This is a genomic window from Albidovulum marisflavi (assembly GCF_025751435.1).
In the GTDB taxonomy this organism is placed as follows: domain Bacteria; phylum Pseudomonadota; class Alphaproteobacteria; order Rhodobacterales; family Rhodobacteraceae; genus Albidovulum; species Albidovulum marisflavi.
On record NZ_JAOWKY010000002.1, the window covers coordinates 449,547 to 464,650 of the forward strand.

General features: G+C 65.6%; 13 protein-coding genes. 6 read left to right on the top strand and 7 right to left on the bottom strand.

Annotation, left to right across the window (positions count from 1 at the left end):
- Positions 1-38: 38 nt before the first annotated feature.
- On the bottom strand, positions 39-1,295 hold the full coding sequence (locus tag OEW28_RS11050) for a capsule biosynthesis protein (RefSeq protein ID WP_263734813.1): 1,257 nt from the start codon (positions 1,293-1,295) through the stop codon (positions 39-41).
- 209 nt (positions 1,296-1,504) lie between these two features.
- Here OEW28_RS11050 and OEW28_RS11055 point away from each other — a divergent pair, with 209 nt between their 5' ends.
- The 6 genes from OEW28_RS11055 to OEW28_RS11080 all read left to right on the top strand — a co-directional run bounded on the left by OEW28_RS11055 (position 1,505) and on the right by OEW28_RS11080 (position 5,296).
- Entirely contained in the window at positions 1,505-2,113 is a 609-nt protein-coding gene (locus OEW28_RS11055) for a riboflavin synthase (protein ID WP_263734814.1), read from the top strand.
- Positions 2,110-2,703 carry a hypothetical protein gene (locus OEW28_RS11060; RefSeq protein ID WP_263734815.1) on the top strand — a complete coding sequence of 198 codons (594 nt, stop codon included), beginning with the start codon at positions 2,110-2,112 and terminating at the stop codon, positions 2,701-2,703. The genes OEW28_RS11055 and OEW28_RS11060 overlap by 4 nt, the downstream gene beginning before the upstream one ends.
- A gap of 76 nt (positions 2,704-2,779) precedes the next feature.
- Positions 2,780-3,874 carry a 3,4-dihydroxy-2-butanone-4-phosphate synthase gene (gene ribB / locus OEW28_RS11065; protein WP_263734816.1) on the top strand — a complete coding sequence of 365 codons (1,095 nt, stop codon included), beginning with the start codon at positions 2,780-2,782 and terminating at the stop codon, positions 3,872-3,874.
- A 3-nt stretch (positions 3,875-3,877) separates the two neighbouring features.
- Entirely contained in the window at positions 3,878-4,429 is a 552-nt protein-coding gene (locus OEW28_RS11070) for a 6,7-dimethyl-8-ribityllumazine synthase (protein ID WP_263734817.1), read from the top strand.
- The gene (gene nusB / locus OEW28_RS11075) at positions 4,426-4,908 is read left to right on the top strand and encodes a transcription antitermination factor NusB (protein ID WP_263734818.1); all 483 of its coding nucleotides are present in this window, start codon (positions 4,426-4,428) and stop codon (positions 4,906-4,908) included. The genes OEW28_RS11070 and nusB overlap by 4 nt, the downstream gene beginning before the upstream one ends.
- 67 nt (positions 4,909-4,975) lie before the next feature.
- Positions 4,976-5,296, top strand: a complete 321-nt coding sequence (locus OEW28_RS11080) for a hypothetical protein (protein ID WP_263734819.1) — start codon at positions 4,976-4,978, stop codon at positions 5,294-5,296.
- Here OEW28_RS11080 and OEW28_RS11085 read toward each other — a convergent pair.
- From OEW28_RS11085 to OEW28_RS11110, 6 genes are all read right to left on the bottom strand, one after another.
- On the bottom strand, positions 5,283-6,185 hold the full coding sequence (locus OEW28_RS11085) for a phosphotransferase family protein (RefSeq protein ID WP_263734820.1): 903 nt from the start codon (positions 6,183-6,185) through the stop codon (positions 5,283-5,285). The genes OEW28_RS11080 and OEW28_RS11085 overlap by 14 nt on opposite strands.
- On the bottom strand, positions 6,182-8,590 hold the full coding sequence (locus OEW28_RS11090; protein ID WP_263734821.1) for a GcvT family protein: 2,409 nt from the start codon (positions 8,588-8,590) through the stop codon (positions 6,182-6,184). The genes OEW28_RS11085 and OEW28_RS11090 overlap by 4 nt, the downstream gene beginning before the upstream one ends.
- Positions 8,587-11,025 carry a GcvT family protein gene (locus OEW28_RS11095; RefSeq protein ID WP_263734822.1) on the bottom strand — a complete coding sequence of 813 codons (2,439 nt, stop codon included), beginning with the start codon at positions 11,023-11,025 and terminating at the stop codon, positions 8,587-8,589. Before OEW28_RS11095 ends, OEW28_RS11090 begins: the two co-directional genes overlap by 4 nt.
- A complete protein-coding gene (locus tag OEW28_RS11100) occupies positions 11,022-11,909 on the bottom strand; it encodes a phosphotransferase family protein (protein WP_263734823.1) in 888 nt (295 codons plus the stop codon). Before OEW28_RS11100 ends, OEW28_RS11095 begins: the two co-directional genes overlap by 4 nt.
- A gap of 73 nt (positions 11,910-11,982) precedes the next feature.
- The gene (locus tag OEW28_RS11105) at positions 11,983-13,974 is read right to left on the bottom strand and encodes an ABC transporter permease (RefSeq protein ID WP_263734824.1); all 1,992 of its coding nucleotides are present in this window, start codon (positions 13,972-13,974) and stop codon (positions 11,983-11,985) included.
- A gap of 3 nt (positions 13,975-13,977) precedes the next feature.
- A complete protein-coding gene (locus OEW28_RS11110; RefSeq protein ID WP_263734825.1) occupies positions 13,978-15,033 on the bottom strand; it encodes a quaternary amine ABC transporter ATP-binding protein in 1,056 nt (351 codons plus the stop codon).
- Positions 15,034-15,104: the final 71 nt, after the last annotated feature.

Consider the following 15,104-nt stretch of genomic DNA (forward strand, 5'->3'; position numbering starts at 1 on the left):
CGGGCACACTAATGAAGTCCCCGGTCAAAAAAAAGTGCCTAAGCAGAGCTTCGCAGGGGTTGTCGCGGCGAAGCCATACCCGCTGCCAGGGCGTCGTAGGGATCCAGCTCGGACAAGAGCATGTCCACCACTTGGCGCAGCAGAATACGCCGTCCCCGGCTTGAGTAGAAGCCGCCAGGAATCTGCGAAGTTTCAAGAAGGTACTGGCGATAGTCCGAATAGGCCACCATGTCTGGGCGGTCGCAGGACGCGAAGAAGCGGTCGATCGGCAGATCGGAGACGAATTCGGGCTTGCAATAGACCGCCTTCCCGAAAGCCCTTAGCGGCAGACCGCGCCATAGCGCCTGTTGCGCCGCAGTGGAATTGACCGTGACGACCGATCGCGCGGCGCCCAGCAGCGACGCCAGCTTGCCCCCACGCAGGAAGTGCACGCGATCGGCGACACCCAGACGCCGCGCCGCCGCGCGCACGGTCGCCCGGACGGGGGCCCGGCCATCCTCAAGCGGATGCGCCTTGAAGACCAGGTGGTGATGCCGCGGCGCTCCGGCCGCGAAGCCATCCAGGCAGAGTTCGATGAACTCGGTCTGAGACGCGAAGGGAGAATGCGTTCGGAAGCTTGCGTCGTGTTCAAGCTGCAACAGAACCAGGTGGTACGGGAAGCCCCCATTCTTGACCCGGCGCGTGCTGATCCAGCGTTCCACGCGGTGAATGGGCATCATGAGAAGGCGGCGCAGATGCAAGCGGAACTCCTGCCTGACAGAGACACCGCGATGGGGCACGAAATTCTGGTAGCGGCGGTTCAGGGCCATCACGAAGAAATGGTAGAGCGCGCCGTAGAACACATGCTGCCTGAGGTCGCCCCAAAGCGCGGGGACCTCGGGTGTGTCGACGCGGCTACGGGCAAGCGCGACGCGCATCGTGGCCACGTCGGTGTCCATCAGCCGCGAATGTCCGTTCGATCCGCCACGTTCATAGGTGACCCAGTAGGGCCTCAGGTACCCTTCCTCGAACACGTGGACGCGAATGCCCCGGTCGCGCGCCTGACGGACCGCTTCGGCATGGATGGGGCGCGTGTCGCCATAAAGAACCAGATCGGTGATCCGCATCGTGGCCAGCATGTCCGAACACACGCCCGGCCAGTCCTCGGCCCGACCAAGGTAGGGGACGTAGTTCTTGCGGCCGCGCCAGAAGAACTCGTCGCCACGATTGAAGCCCACACGCCAAACCGTCGCGCCGGCAGAGCGGAGCGCATCGGCCAGAAGGCCGAAGAAGGGCCCATGCGGCCCTTGCAGCATCAATACCCGCCGGTTTTCCAAGTTGTTCCGAATGTTCCTGTCAAATATCTTCGCCTCATTAGACCGCCATGATCGTTTGTGTCACCACAATCATTGCCTGCTTGCGCCCTTTCTCATCGCATTGGGGTTAATTAATGGCCAGTTTTGGCCGGGGCTTGCGACCCTGCCGTGCTCGGGATACGCATTTGACCAGATCAAGGAGCCTGAACATGTTCACCGGCATCGTTACCGACATGGGCGAAATCATCGCGCTGGAGCAGCAGGGCGATCTGAAGGCGCGGATCGCGACCGCCTACCCGGTCGAGACGATCGACATCGGCGCCTCGATCGCCTGCGAAGGCGTGTGCCTGACCGTGATCGACACGGGAAACGGCCCGCGCGGCTGGTTCGACGTGCAGATCTCGGCCGAGACCGTATCCAAGACAAACATCGGGCGCGACGGGTGGCGGATCGGAAAGCGGATCAACCTGGAACGCGCACTCAAGGTCGGGGATGAACTGGGCGGCCACATCGTTTCAGGCCACGTCGACGGCGTCGCCGAGATCCTGAGCGCGGTGCAGGAAGGCGATTCCACGCGCTTCACCTTTCGCGCGCCGGACCATCTGGCGGGCTTCATCGCGCCCAAGGGCTCCGTCGCGTTGAACGGCACCTCCTTGACCGTAAACGAGGTCGAGGGAGCGACCTTCGGCGTCAACATCATCCCGCACACAAAGGCGGTGACGACCTGGGGCACCGCGCAAGCGGGTGACCTGGTGAACCTGGAAATCGACACGCTGGCCCGATATGTCGCGCGGCTTCAGGACTGGGCTGGGCGGTGAGCGGACCGGGGCATAACGGCGGCCCCTCGCTTGAACCCGGCGTGGGCTGGCGCCGCCACTGCTGGCGCACGGCGCGAAGCGCACTTCTGCCCACCCTGCCGATCGAGGTCGTGCGCACCCGCGTGCGCCGCGCCGCAGAGCTTGGACTTGACTACAAGACCTACGCCGGCGTCCGCGCGACGACGGGGCGCGACCTCGTGGCCTTCCTGTTTTCGACCAACGCGCTCAGGCTTCTGCGCGACAGCGACCGAATGCGGCGGGAAGAGGCGCGCCGGCTTTCGCGGATCGCGGGCGCCGATCGCCTTCTGGCCGTCCAGCCGCCCCTTTCGCCCGATGCCGCGCGCGAGGCGCTTCGGGATCAGGGCGTCGCAATCCAGGACGCGCTTCACGCGCCCGGACTTTCCGCCAGCTGGTCCGAAACCGGCCAAAGGCTGCGCGGCTTCCTGGCCGGCTGCGGGTATCCCGCGGACGGCGTGCTGGTGATCGGTGAAACCGTGCTGGAACGCGACTGGGTCGCCGCCGCGCGCCTGGCGGGCTTTGTGTCGGCTGACGCCTACTTTGCGCGGACGGTGGCGTCGCAAACGCCCTGAGCGTCGCGTCCGGGCTGGCAAAACCTGCGCGCATCCGATATCGCCTGTCCTGACATTTCCGACATTGGCGAGCACGATGACAGACGACCTCAAATCCGCCATCTCCCCTTCGGACGAGATCATCGCAGAGGCCCGCGCGGGCCGAATGTTCATCCTGGTCGATCACGAGGACCGGGAAAACGAAGGCGACCTCGTGATCCCCGCACAGATGGCGACGCCCGAGGCGATCAATTTCATGGCCACCCACGGGCGCGGCCTGATCTGCCTGACGCTGACCGAAGCGCGGATCGACGCCTTGGGCCTGTCTCTCATGTCGATCAAGAATTCCTCGCGCCACGAAACCGCATTCACCGTGTCCATCGAGGCGCGCGAGGGGGTGGAAACCGGCATATCCGCCTATGACCGCGCCCGCACCATCGCGGTCGCCATCGACCCGGCCAAAGGGCCGGCCGACCTGGCGACCCCCGGGCACGTCTTCCCGCTGCGCGCGCGCGATGGGGGCGTCCTTGTCCGCGCGGGTCATACCGAGGCCGCGACCGACGTGGCGCGGCTTGCGGGGCTGATGCCCGCCGGCGTGATCTGCGAGATCATGAACGAGGACGGCACCATGGCGCGCCTGCCTGACCTGGTGAAATTCGCCAAGAAGCACGGGCTGAAGATCGGCACGATCTCCGACCTGATCGCGTATCGCCGGCGCCACGACAACCTTGTCCGGGAAACCGAGCGCCGGGTCGTGCATTCCGCCTACGGCGGCGAATGGACCATGCGCATCTTTACCGACCAGACCGAGGGCACCGAGCACGTCGTTCTTACCAAGGGCGACATCACCACGCCGGATCCCGTGCTGGTGCGCACGCATTCCCTGAACGTGCTTGAGGACGTGCTGGCCCTTGGGCCGACGCCGGAAGGCGAACTGGCCCATGCCATGCGCATCATCGCCGAAAAGGGCCGCGGCGCGGTCTGCCTGTTCCGCGACCCCCGCGCCAAGCTCGTCGTGGCCGAGGATGAAGGTCCCCGCACGGTCAAGCAGACCGGTCTGGGCGCGCAGATCCTTTCGAACATGGGCATCAGGCAGCTGATCCTGCTGACGGATTCCCCGATGACCCGCTACGTGGGTCTTGACGCCTACGATCTTCACATCGTCGGCACCCATCCGATCACCGGGAACTAAGCCATGGCCGCGAGCGAAACCCATTACATCCTGGACCTGCCGCGCTTCGACAAGCCGGTGAAGCTGCTCATCGTCGTCGCGCCCTACTACAAGGACATCGCCGACAACCTTGTCGCGGGGGCAAAGGCCGTCGCGGTCGAGGCGGGCGCCAGCGTCGACCTGGTCGAGGTGCCCGGCGCGCTTGAGGTTCCCACGGCCATCGGCATGGCTTTCCGCATGTCCGATTACGACGGCTTCGTCGCCCTTGGCTGCGTGATAAGGGGCGAAACGACGCACTACGACACGGTCTGCAACGACAGCTCGCGCGGGCTGACCATGCTGGGCCTGTCGGGCGCCTGCGTTGGCAACGGCATCCTGACGGTTGAGAACCGCGACCAGGCGGTCGTGCGCGCGGATCCGGCCGGTCAGAACAAGGGCGGCGGCGCCGCGGCAGCGGCCTTGCATCTGGTCGCGCTTTCCCGCAAATGGGCGCGCCAGACCAAGGGGATCGGCTTCAAGCCTGCGGGTGAGGAGTTTCGGATCGCCGGAGACAGTGAAGGATCCACCCGCGCATGACCGAGAAGCCGCGAAAGCTTTCCACCGAAGAAAAGCGCCAGATGCGCTCTGCCGCGCGGCTTTACGCCGTGCAGGCGCTGTTCCAGATGGAGGCGTCAGGCCAGGCGCTTGACCGCGTCGCGCGCGAATTCGAAACGCATCGTTTCGGCGCCGTCTACGAGGACGACGAAATGGCCGAGGGCGATCCGGGCCTGTTCCGCGCCATCCTGGAAGAGGCGGTCAGCCAGCAGGCCAAGATCGACCAGATGACAGATCGGGCGCTTGTCGCCAAATGGCCGATCGACCGCATCGACCCCGTGCTTCGCGCCCTGTTCCGCGCCGCCGGTGCCGAGCTTGTGCTTCCCGCCACCCCGCCCAAGGTGGTGATCACCGAATACGTCGACGTTGCGCGCGCCTTCTTCCCCGAGGGCAAGGAGCCGAAGTTCGTGAACGCCGTTCTTGACCACATGGCGCGCGAGGCGAAGCCCGAGGCGTTCTGAACTGCGGCGACGCGCCGCTGGCGGTTTTCCGGCAATCGGGTAGAATACCCCCTTGCAGGAGGACGCCATGCCCGCACTGGTCCGTCTTTACATCATCAACGTCTTGATCGGCTTTGTCCTGTCAGCGGTCTTTACCGGGCTGCTTCTCTGGCTCGACGTGGCGGGGTTGCGCCATCTGGCGACAGCCGTGAACGGCGGCTGGATCGGCGTGCTGATGCTGTTCGTTTCGAACGGCATCGTGTTTGCCGGTGTTCAGTTCGCCATCGTCATCATGGGCATGGCCGAAGACAGCAAGGGCGGCGGAACGCGACGCCCGATCGGGCGTGTGCCTGCTTTGGTGCGTGCGGTCGCGCGAACGGCTGGCCGGATCCCGCTCAACCGGCCCTGACCGCGGCCAGGTGACGCGCGAAGTCGGGATCTGCCATCAGCGCCTTGCAGCGGGCGAACCGGCCGTCGGCATAGGCGCGGAAATCGTCCGCCGGATTGTCATTGGCCAACTGGATCAAGCCCCACAGCGTCCACAACAGGTCGCACATCGCCTTGTAGATCACCATCCTGCCGCGATCGAACGGGCTGGGCCCCCCGCCGAAATAGGCGCGCAGCATCTCTTCCTCCTGCGCCGCGTCGAAGCCGCCTTCGACGGACAGGTCGCCCAGGTCCCACATGGGATCGTTCATGCCGGAATATTCCCAGTCGACGATCCACATCCTGTCACCGGTATCCAGGAAGTTTTCGCACAAAGGATCGCAGTGACACGGAGCCAGCGGCAGCGGACGCGCGGCCAGCGCACTGCGGACCCCTTCGGCCTCGGCAACCACGTCGTGATACCCTTCGGGCAGGGCGACATCCTTGGTGGCAAGAATGCCGAGGTATTCGTCGATCATTGCGAAAAGCTCGAACCGGAAGGGAAAAACCGCGCCGGAGTCATGGAGCTTGCGAAATGCCTTTCCCGCCCTCCCGGGCGCGCCGCCGCGGTTCCGGAAGGTTTCCGGGCTCATCGTCACCGCTCCTTCGATGAAGCGCGTGACCATGACACCTGTCGCCTCGTCCATGTGCGCGACCTCCGGGCTTACCCCCGCGCGGGCGGCCTCCTGCGCCGCGACGGCTTCGTTCGCCCGGTCGATGTATTCCTCGGTTCCCTTGCCGGGGATGCGCAGGCACCAGTCGCCCACACGAAACACGAGGTTCGTCAGCCCGCCCAGACGCTCGGGTTGACCCGAGCCATGAAGGGCCGGGATGCCCCGGATCGTGTCGCGTGCAAGGTCCAGATCGCTCATGCCTTCAGCCTTTCCATCTTTGCGTCGTACAGGCACCGCGGACCGCGCGTGGCGGCATAGGGGGTGCCGAAGGCCTCGATCGTGAAGCCCTGCTCACCGGCAAGCTCTGCCGGAAGATAGGCGAAGCCGATGGTCTTGCCCAAATGGTGACCATAGCCCGCGCTGGTCAGCGAAGCGACGGGTTTGCCGTCGTAGAGGACCGTCTCTCCGGACAGGAACGGGGCGAACCCCTCGACCGTCAGCGTCACAAGCTTCCGCTTCGGCTTGTCGGCCGCCTCAAGCGCCTTGCGCCCGGTGAAGTCGCCTTTGCCCATCGCCACGGCAAACCCAAGCCCAGCCTCGTAAGGCGTCGTTTCGGGCGTGATATCGGCGGACCAGTACAGGTAGCCCTTCTCCAGGCGGCAGCTTTCGATGGCCCTATAGCCGACGTCGCGGATGCCCGCCGCCGCGCCCGCCGCCTTGAGCGTTTCATAGACATGGGCCGCGTATTCGGTCGGGATGTAAAGTTCCCACCCAAGTTCGCCGACATAGCCCACGCGGACGGCGTAGGCGGGGGCGTGACCCACCACGATCTCGCGGGCGGAAAGGAAGGGGAAGGCACCGTTCGAAAGATCCGCATCCGTGAGCGAGGACAGGACGGTTCGCGCCATCGGCCCGCAGATATTCAGGACGACGTGGGCGTTGGTCACGTCGCGCAAGCCCATCCCCTCGGGCAACTGCCGCGTGATCCAGTTCGCGTCGCGCACCCCGAATCCGGACCCGGTGACGATCAGGAAATCCTCGTCTCCCCTGTGCAGGATCGTCAGATCGGCCTCGATCCCGCCCTTGTCATTCAACAGCTGAGTATAGATCGCGCGCCCCGGATCGCCCGCGATATCGGCGGCAGCGATGCGGTTCAGCGCCGCCTGCGCGCCGGGCCCGGATAGTTCGAATTTTGAAAATGACGTCTGGTCGATCAGCGCCACCCCTTCACGGATCGCGCGGACCTCGGCGGCGACGGCAGCGTGCCAGCCTGGCTTGTCCTCGAAGCTGGGCGTATCGGTCGCGGTCGCATCGGACGACTTGAACCAGTTGGCCCGTTCCCAGCCGAAGCGCGCGCCGAAGACAGCGCCGGCCGCCCTCAGCGGCTCGTATAAAGGTGATCGCCTAAGTCCACGTCCTGCATGGTGTTCTTCGCCTGGCCAGTGCACCTTGTAGTAGGCGGCATAGGCTTCGGCCGCGCGGGCGGCCAGCCACGAGGCGCGTGCATGCGGGACACCGAAACGGCGCGCATCGAAGGGCCAGAGGTCAAGCCCCGGATCGCCGTGCAGGATCCAGTTCGCCATCGCCTCCCCCGCCCCGCCCGAGGCGGCGATACCTGCGGTGAAGCCGCAGGCGAGGTAGAAATTGTCCAATTCCGGCGCAAGCCCCATGATAGGCTCGCCATCCGCGGAAACCGGGATGGGCCCATTGATCACCGTCTTGATGCCGATGTCGTTCAGCACCGGAAGCCGCTCTGCGGCCGGTAGCGCGAAAAGTTCGAGCCGATCCATGTTGGCTGGGAAAAGCTCGCGTGCGAAGTCGAAGGGTGCCCACTGGTTCCACAGCGCGCGCGTTCCTTCCTCCCACCCGCCGATTGCCCAGGATCCGCCGACCTCGGGCTTCAGATAGAAGTTGTGGTCCGGGTCGCGAAGCGTGGTGAGGTTGTCGGGAACGTCCAGCCCCTTTTCCGTGACGAAGTACTGGTGTTCGACCACGCCCGCGGCGACGGGGACACCGGCCATGGCGCCCACCCGGCGCGCCCAGTAGCCGGCGGCATTCACCACCACATCGGCCGAGATCGTGCCGTGGTCCGTCACCACCCCCAAGGCGCGCCGCCCCTTGACGACGATGCCGGTGACGGTCACGCCTTCCTCGATCCGGACGCCGCCTTTCCGCGCGCTGGAGGCGAAGGCCATGGTGACGGCGTAGGGGTCGATGTAGCCGTCCGTCGGGATCCATGCGGCGCCGACCACGCCCTTCGGGTCGATATGCGGAAACATCCGCCGCGCCTCGTCCGGGGAAACCAGATGCGCCTCGAACCCGAAGCTCTTGGCAAGCTGAACCGAGCGGCGGATTTCGCTCCACCGCGCGTCCGAGGCGGCCAGACGCAGCGAGCCCACCTTTTTCCAGTCGGTCGCCATGCCGCTTTCACCGGCCAACCGGTCGAAGACCGCGACCGAGTTCTGCATCAGGCGTGTCAGCGACCGCTTGCCCCGAAGCTGTCCGACCAGACCCGCGGCGTGCCAGGTCGATCCGTGCGTCACCTGCGCCTTTTCCAGCACCAGCACGTCTCGTTCGCCCTGTCGGGCAAGGTGGTAGGCGATGGCACAACCGATGGCGCCCGCGCCGATGATCACGATCTTGGCGTGGCGGTCAGCCTTCATGCCTTCACCTTCAGATTTTCGGGGTCGTAAAGCGATGTCAGCGCGATCCGCGCCGGAATTCGTTCGTTGGCCACCACCAGTTCGTAGCGGCCCAAAGCCAGGTAATCGTCGCTGACGCCGTCGGGATTTCGCACGTAGCCATAACCGATCGACTGGCCAAGCGTGTAGCCGTAGCCGCCCGAGGTCAGGTAGCCCACCGCCTGACCGTCCCTCAGGATCGTCTCGCGACCGACCAGCACGGCGTCCCTATCATCCAGCGTGAAGCCCACGAGCCGCTTCTTCAGGGGCTGGCCAGCGACTGCCTCAAGCGCGCTTCGCCCGATGAAATCGGCGTTCCGCCGCATCTTCACCGCCCAGCCCAGCCCCGCTTCGAACGGCGTGTCGTTCGGCGTGATATCCGAAGACCACGCCCGGTATCCCTTTTCAAGCCGCAGGGACTCGATCGCGCGGTAGCCCACGGGCCGGATGCCCTGATCTGCCCCTGCCGCCATAAGCGCGTCGAACACCGCGCCGGTCGCGGCGATGGGCACATGCAGTTCCCAACCAAGTTCCCCCACGTAGGTGATCCTCAGCGCCCGAACCGTGGCGCCCGCGATCACGATTTCACGGACGTGGCCGAAGGGGAATGCGGTGTTGGACACGTCGGCATCCGTCGCGCGCGCCAGCACATCCCGCGACCGTGGACCCATCAGAGACAGCGTGCCCCAATCTTCGGTGATGTCACGGATCGCGACGTCGCCTTGGGGCATATGTTCGGCGATCCAGGCAAGGTCATGGGTTCGAAACCCGGTGCCGGTCACGATGTAGAAGCGGTCTTCCGCCAGTCTTGCGACGGTCAGGTCGGCCTCGATCCCGCCGCGCGAGTTCAGAAGCTGCGTGTAGGTCAGACGCCCCGGCGCCCTGGTCACATCGTTGGCGCAGACGTGGTCCAGCGCGCGGGCCGCGTCGCGCCCGGTCACCTCGTATTTGGCAAAGGACGACTGGTCGAAAAGACCGACCGCCTCACGCACGTGCCGGTGCTCCTCGCCTACGTAGGGGAACCAGTTCTGCCGGCCCATGGAATAGACGTCGCGCGTTTCCACCCCTTCGGGCGCGAACCAGTTCGGCCTTTCCCAGCCAAGCTTCGACCCGAAGACCGCGCGGCGGGCCTTCAGCCGCTCGTACAGCGGCGAAACGATCCGCGGGCGACCCGATGTGTACTCTTCATGCGGAAAGCCGATGGTATAGTGTTTGCCATAGGCCTCGCACGTCCGGTCCGACACCCACTGCCGGTCGCGGTGCATGTCGGAAAAGCGGCGTATGTCCACGACCCACAGGTCAAGCGGCGCCTCGTCGTTCATTACCCAGTCGGCCAGAACCCAGCCCGCGCCCCCGCCCGAGGCGATACCGAAGGCGTTGAACCCCGCGCCTACGTACATGTTCGCGCATTCGGGCGCGGGGCCCAGGATGAAGTTGCCGTCCGGTGTAAAGCTTTCGGGGCCGTTGATCATCTGCTTGACCCCAACCTCGGCCAGTGCCGGCACCCGCTCGATCGCCTGCACGAGGTGCTGTTCGAAATGGTCGTAGTCGTCTTCGAACAGGTGGAACTGCCAGTCATTGGGGATATCGCCCGTGGGCAGGGGTTGCGGGTTCGGCTCGTATCCGCCCATGACCAGCCCGCCGACCTCTTCCTTGAAATACGTCCTCCGGTCGGGGTCACGGATGGTGGCCGCATCGGTGGCAAGGCCCGGGATCTTCTCGGTCACGATATACTGGTGGCGGACGGCCTGAAGGGGCACGTTGATCCCGGCCATCGCCCCCACCTGCCGCGCCCACTGCCCCGCGCAGTTCACCACCTTTTCGCAGGCGATATCACCCTGCGTGGTCCTGACCGTCGTGATGCGGTTTCCATTCATCGCGAAGCCGGTGACGCCGACTTCTTCGATGATCTTCGCGCCGTGTATCCGCGCGCCCTTGGCCAGCGACTGCGTGATGTCCGAGGGGCTGGCCTGCCCGTCCGTGGGCAGCCAGCTGGCGCCGACCAAATCCGATGTTTCCATCAGCGGCCACATCCGACTTACCTCTTGCGGAGAGATCAGGTGCATTTCCATCCCGAAGGACCGCGCGGTCGTGGCCAGCCGCTTGTATTCCGTCCATCGGTCCTGGTTCGTCGCGAGGCGAAGGCAGCCGGTCATCTTCCATCCGGTCTCAAGCCCCGTCTCGGCGGCAAGCTCCTTGTAAAGCTCGACCGAGTACTTCAGCACCCTGGTGATCGAGGCCGATGAGCGGAGCTGTCCAACCAGTCCTGCCGCGTGCCAGGTGGACCCCGACGTCAGCTTGCCCTGCTCAAGCAGCACGACATCGGCCTTGTGGTCGCGGGCCAGATGATAGGCCGTCGAACATCCGATGATCCCGCCGCCGATGACGACGATCTGGGCGTGGGTGGGTACAGTCATGACTGGGTCTTTCCGTAACGGGAGTGATAGCGGTCAAGCGCGGCGCCAAGCCGGCCCAGGTAGTCGCGGGCGTGGGCGTCGTAATCGGCGCCCGGCGCAGCCAGGAAGATTTCCGAGACCATCGCCCACATTGCCTCGCGCGCGAGGGAGGCGCATTGCATCGCCTCGAAGGCGCGCAGCATCGCCTCGTCCGGGACCGTCCCGAAATAGGCGATCAGCATGGCGCGCGCCTCTTGCGCGCTCATCCCCGCGTTCGACGCCGCACCGGCAAGGTCGAACATCGCCGTGCCGAAGGCGGCGTATTCGAAATCGATCAGCCAAAGCTGGCCGCCGGGACTTTCTAGGAAATTTCCGGGAAGCAGATCGTGATGACCGAAGATGATCGGCAGCGGCACCTGCGCCGCCTCCATCTCGGCCGCCACGCCGGTCAGCCAAGGCAGGTCCTGGCCGAAGCGGCTGCCATGATCGACGAGCGTCCGGGCATAGTCGCGGATGACGTGGAACACCCAGAAGATCATTCCCGGACCGGACACCTGGGCCGGCATCCTGGTGTGGAAGTCGCGCAGCAGCCGGCCGATGCGGCCGGGATTCGCCCGCATGTCGGTCTCGGACCAGGTCCGGGCCTCCAGAAATTCGGACACCATCACGCCGCGCCCAGAATGTTCAACCCTGGGGGCAAAACCTGCCTGGTGCGCCGCGCGGGCGGCCATGACCTCGGCGGCACGGCTCACATGGTGAAACGGAAAATCCTTGCCGAAGCGCACCACATGGTCGCCTTGCGCGTCGGTCACCTTCCAGCTTTCGTTCGAAAGGCCGCCCTGAAGCCGCACGGCCCTGATCTCGCCCTGCCAGCAGGGCAAAGAGCGGATGCGTCTCAGGCTCATCCTTCCGTCCTTTCAAGCTTCCACGACTCGGGCCGGCCCGCGCGCCCTGCCCGCATCTTTCCGGTCAGCCGGGTCATGCCGCCTCCAGCCCCAGCCGCGCCCGCGCAGCGCGGGCCGAGGCCGAAATCAGCCGATCGGTGATGATGGCTATGAAAGCGACTGCAAGGCCCGCGACCAGGCCACGGCCGGGGTCGGCCTTGGTCAGCGCGATATAGACCTCCTGCCCCAGGTCGCGCGTGCCGACGAGCGCGGTGATCACCAGCATCGACAACGCGAACATCACGGTCTGGTTAAGACCAAGCAGGATTTCGGGAAGCGCAAGGCGCAATTTGATTCGCCAAAGAATCTGCCCGGGCGTGCAGCCCATGGCGCGCCCCGCCTCGGTCAGGCGCGGATCCACGCCCTTCAGCCCAAGAACCGTGTAACGAACGGCGGGCACGACGGCATAGGCCACGACGGCGATCATCGCGGTGAAGTCGCCCACGCGGAACAGCATCACCGCAGGCATCAGATAGACGAAGGAGGGCAGTGTCTGCAGCGTGTCGATGATGATGCGAACGGGCGCCCACACGCCTTCGCGCTCGGACGCGAGGATGCCGATGGGAACGCCGATCAGCATCGCGAACACGGTGGAAATCCCGCACAGGTAAACGGTGATCGCGGCCTTTTCCCACTGGCCCGTCGCCGCGATCAGCCCGGCCAGGGACGCCACGAGGACCGCCAGACGCCAGCCGCCCAGACGCCAGCCGACATAAGCCAGAAGCGCGGTCACACCGGCCCAGGGCAGGCCGCCAAGGAAGCGCTTGAACGGCACCAGCAGGTTCAGAAGCACCGCGTTCTTGACCGCCTCGATCGTGTCGAAGAAGTTGACGTTGATCCACTGGACGACGTTGCTCCAGAACGCGCCGGTCGACAGTTCGAACGCGTCCGGCCAGGTCTGCAACGCGGGAACGGCCAGCCCCGCCAATCCGGCGGCAAGGATCAGCGCCACGCCCGACAGAAGGTAGGGATGGCGCGCGACCGGGCCGTTCCCCCTTGCCGGTTCGTTGCGAAGACGGGCAAAGGCCTGGCTCAGGCGGTCCAGAGCGACAGCCAATGCGACGATCGCCAGCCCCGCCTCGAGCCCCGCGCCGAAATCCAGCCGCCGAAGTGCGGCCAGGACGTCGAAGCCCAGCCCCCCGGCCCCGATCATGGACGCGATGATGACCATGTTCAGGCTCAGCATGATGACCTGGTTGACCCCGACCATCAGGGGATCCTTGGATGCGGGCACCAGCACGCGCCACATCATCTGCCGACGCGTGCAGCCGACCATGCGGCCGAGATCGGTCAATTCGGCGGGCACCCGCCGCAGCGCCAGTTCAGTGATGCGGGTCATCGGCGGCATGGCATAGATCAGCGTGGCCACCACCGCAGCCGTGGGCCCGAAGCCGAACAGGATCAGGATCGGAACCAGGTATGCAAACACCGGTATGGTCTGCATGAGGTCCAGAACCGGACGGATCGCACGTTCGAACCAGGAATGGCGGAAGGCCAGGATGCCAAGCAAGAGCCCGCCCGCCACGCCCAAGGGAACTGCGACCAGGATCGAGGCCAGCGTGACCATCGCGCTTTGCCACTGCCCGAAGACAAGGACGAAGGTCAGGCACCCGGCCACCAGCGCGGCAAGACGCGCGCCGCCCGCGTATCCGCCCAGGATCGCGCCCGTTCCGATGACCGCGACCCAGGACAGCGGTGGCAGGATCTGCACCGCCTGCGATCCCTCGCCGCTCTGGAAACCGGTCGAAAGCAGACTGAGCACGAAGCGATAGGGCACATCCAGCACGGCGGCAATGAAGCGGGTCAGTTCCGCGAAGGTGAACAGTCCAAAGGTCGCCTCGTTCAGCAACCACTTGGTGAAGGACGTTATCCAGCGCGCCGCGGGAATGCTGATCGACCTGGGATAGTCGAATGCCCAGGGGAAAAGCTGGCCCCCATAAAGCCAAAGCCCCACGAACAGGGCGAGGGTCAGGGCCCAGCCCGCCCAGCCGGAAAGGTCGCGTTCGTCAGTCGGGCGCCGCCTCATGGTTCAGCCCCCCAGCATCAGCGCAACGACATCTTCACGGATCAGGTGCCCGACCGTCCGCCCGTCGTCATCCGTGACGCGCAGCGCCGTGGCCCCCTCAAGGAACTTGGGCGCGGCCTCGGCAATCGTCGCGCGGGCGGAAATCGTGCCGGCGGGTTCTGCCCCGCTTGCCTTCCGCATGGCGGTCGCGACCCTGACGACCTTCGCACGTGGGACTGCCCGAGTGAACTCGCGCACATAGTCGGTCGCGGGCTGGAGCACGATTTCCTCTGGCGTGCCCTGCTGGACGATCGCGCCGTCCTTCATGATCGCGATGCGGTCCGCCAGCCGGATCGCCTCGTCGAAATCGTGGGTAATGAAGACGATGGTCTTTTTCAGAACCGATTGCAGGCGGATGAACTCATCCTGCATCTCGCGCCGGATCAGGGGGTCCAGCGCGGAAAACGGCTCATCCAGGAACCAGAGTTCCGGCTCGACGGCAAGCGAGCGCGCGATGCCCACGCGCTGCTGCTGCCCGCCCGACAACTGGCGCGGCAACGAGCTTTCTCGTCCGCCCAGCCCCACGAGCGCGATCATCTTTCTTGCGCGCGCTTCCCGTTCGGCCCTGGGCACGCCCTGCACGTCCAGCGGAAAGGCGACGTTGTCCAGCACGGTCAGATGCGGCAGCAGCGCAAAGTGCTGAAACACCATCCCCATCTTGTGCCGGCGGATCTCGATCATCTCGGCGTCCGAGGCGGACAGCAGGTCGCGGTTGTGAAATAGGACCTCTCCCGCCGTGGGTTCAACCAGCCGGGACATCAGGCGGACAAGTGTGGACTTGCCCGACCCCGAAAGCCCCATGATCACGAAGATCTCGCCCTCGCGCACCGAAAGGGTGACATCGCGAACGGCAGGCACCAGGCCCGACGCGGCAAGGCGTTCCGGCGTTGCCGCATCGCCGAGTGCCGCAAGCGTTTCGCGCGCACGCGGGCCGAACAGCTTCCACAAATTCCGGCAGACGAGTTTCGCGCCTTCGGCCGCATTGGCGCTGATCGCATCGGGGGCAGGCAATTCGGTCATGGGCATCCTGAGGGCGCAGCATCCCGGCCGCCCGCGCAACGCGGGCGGTCCGGCGTTTCATCCGGCAGGTT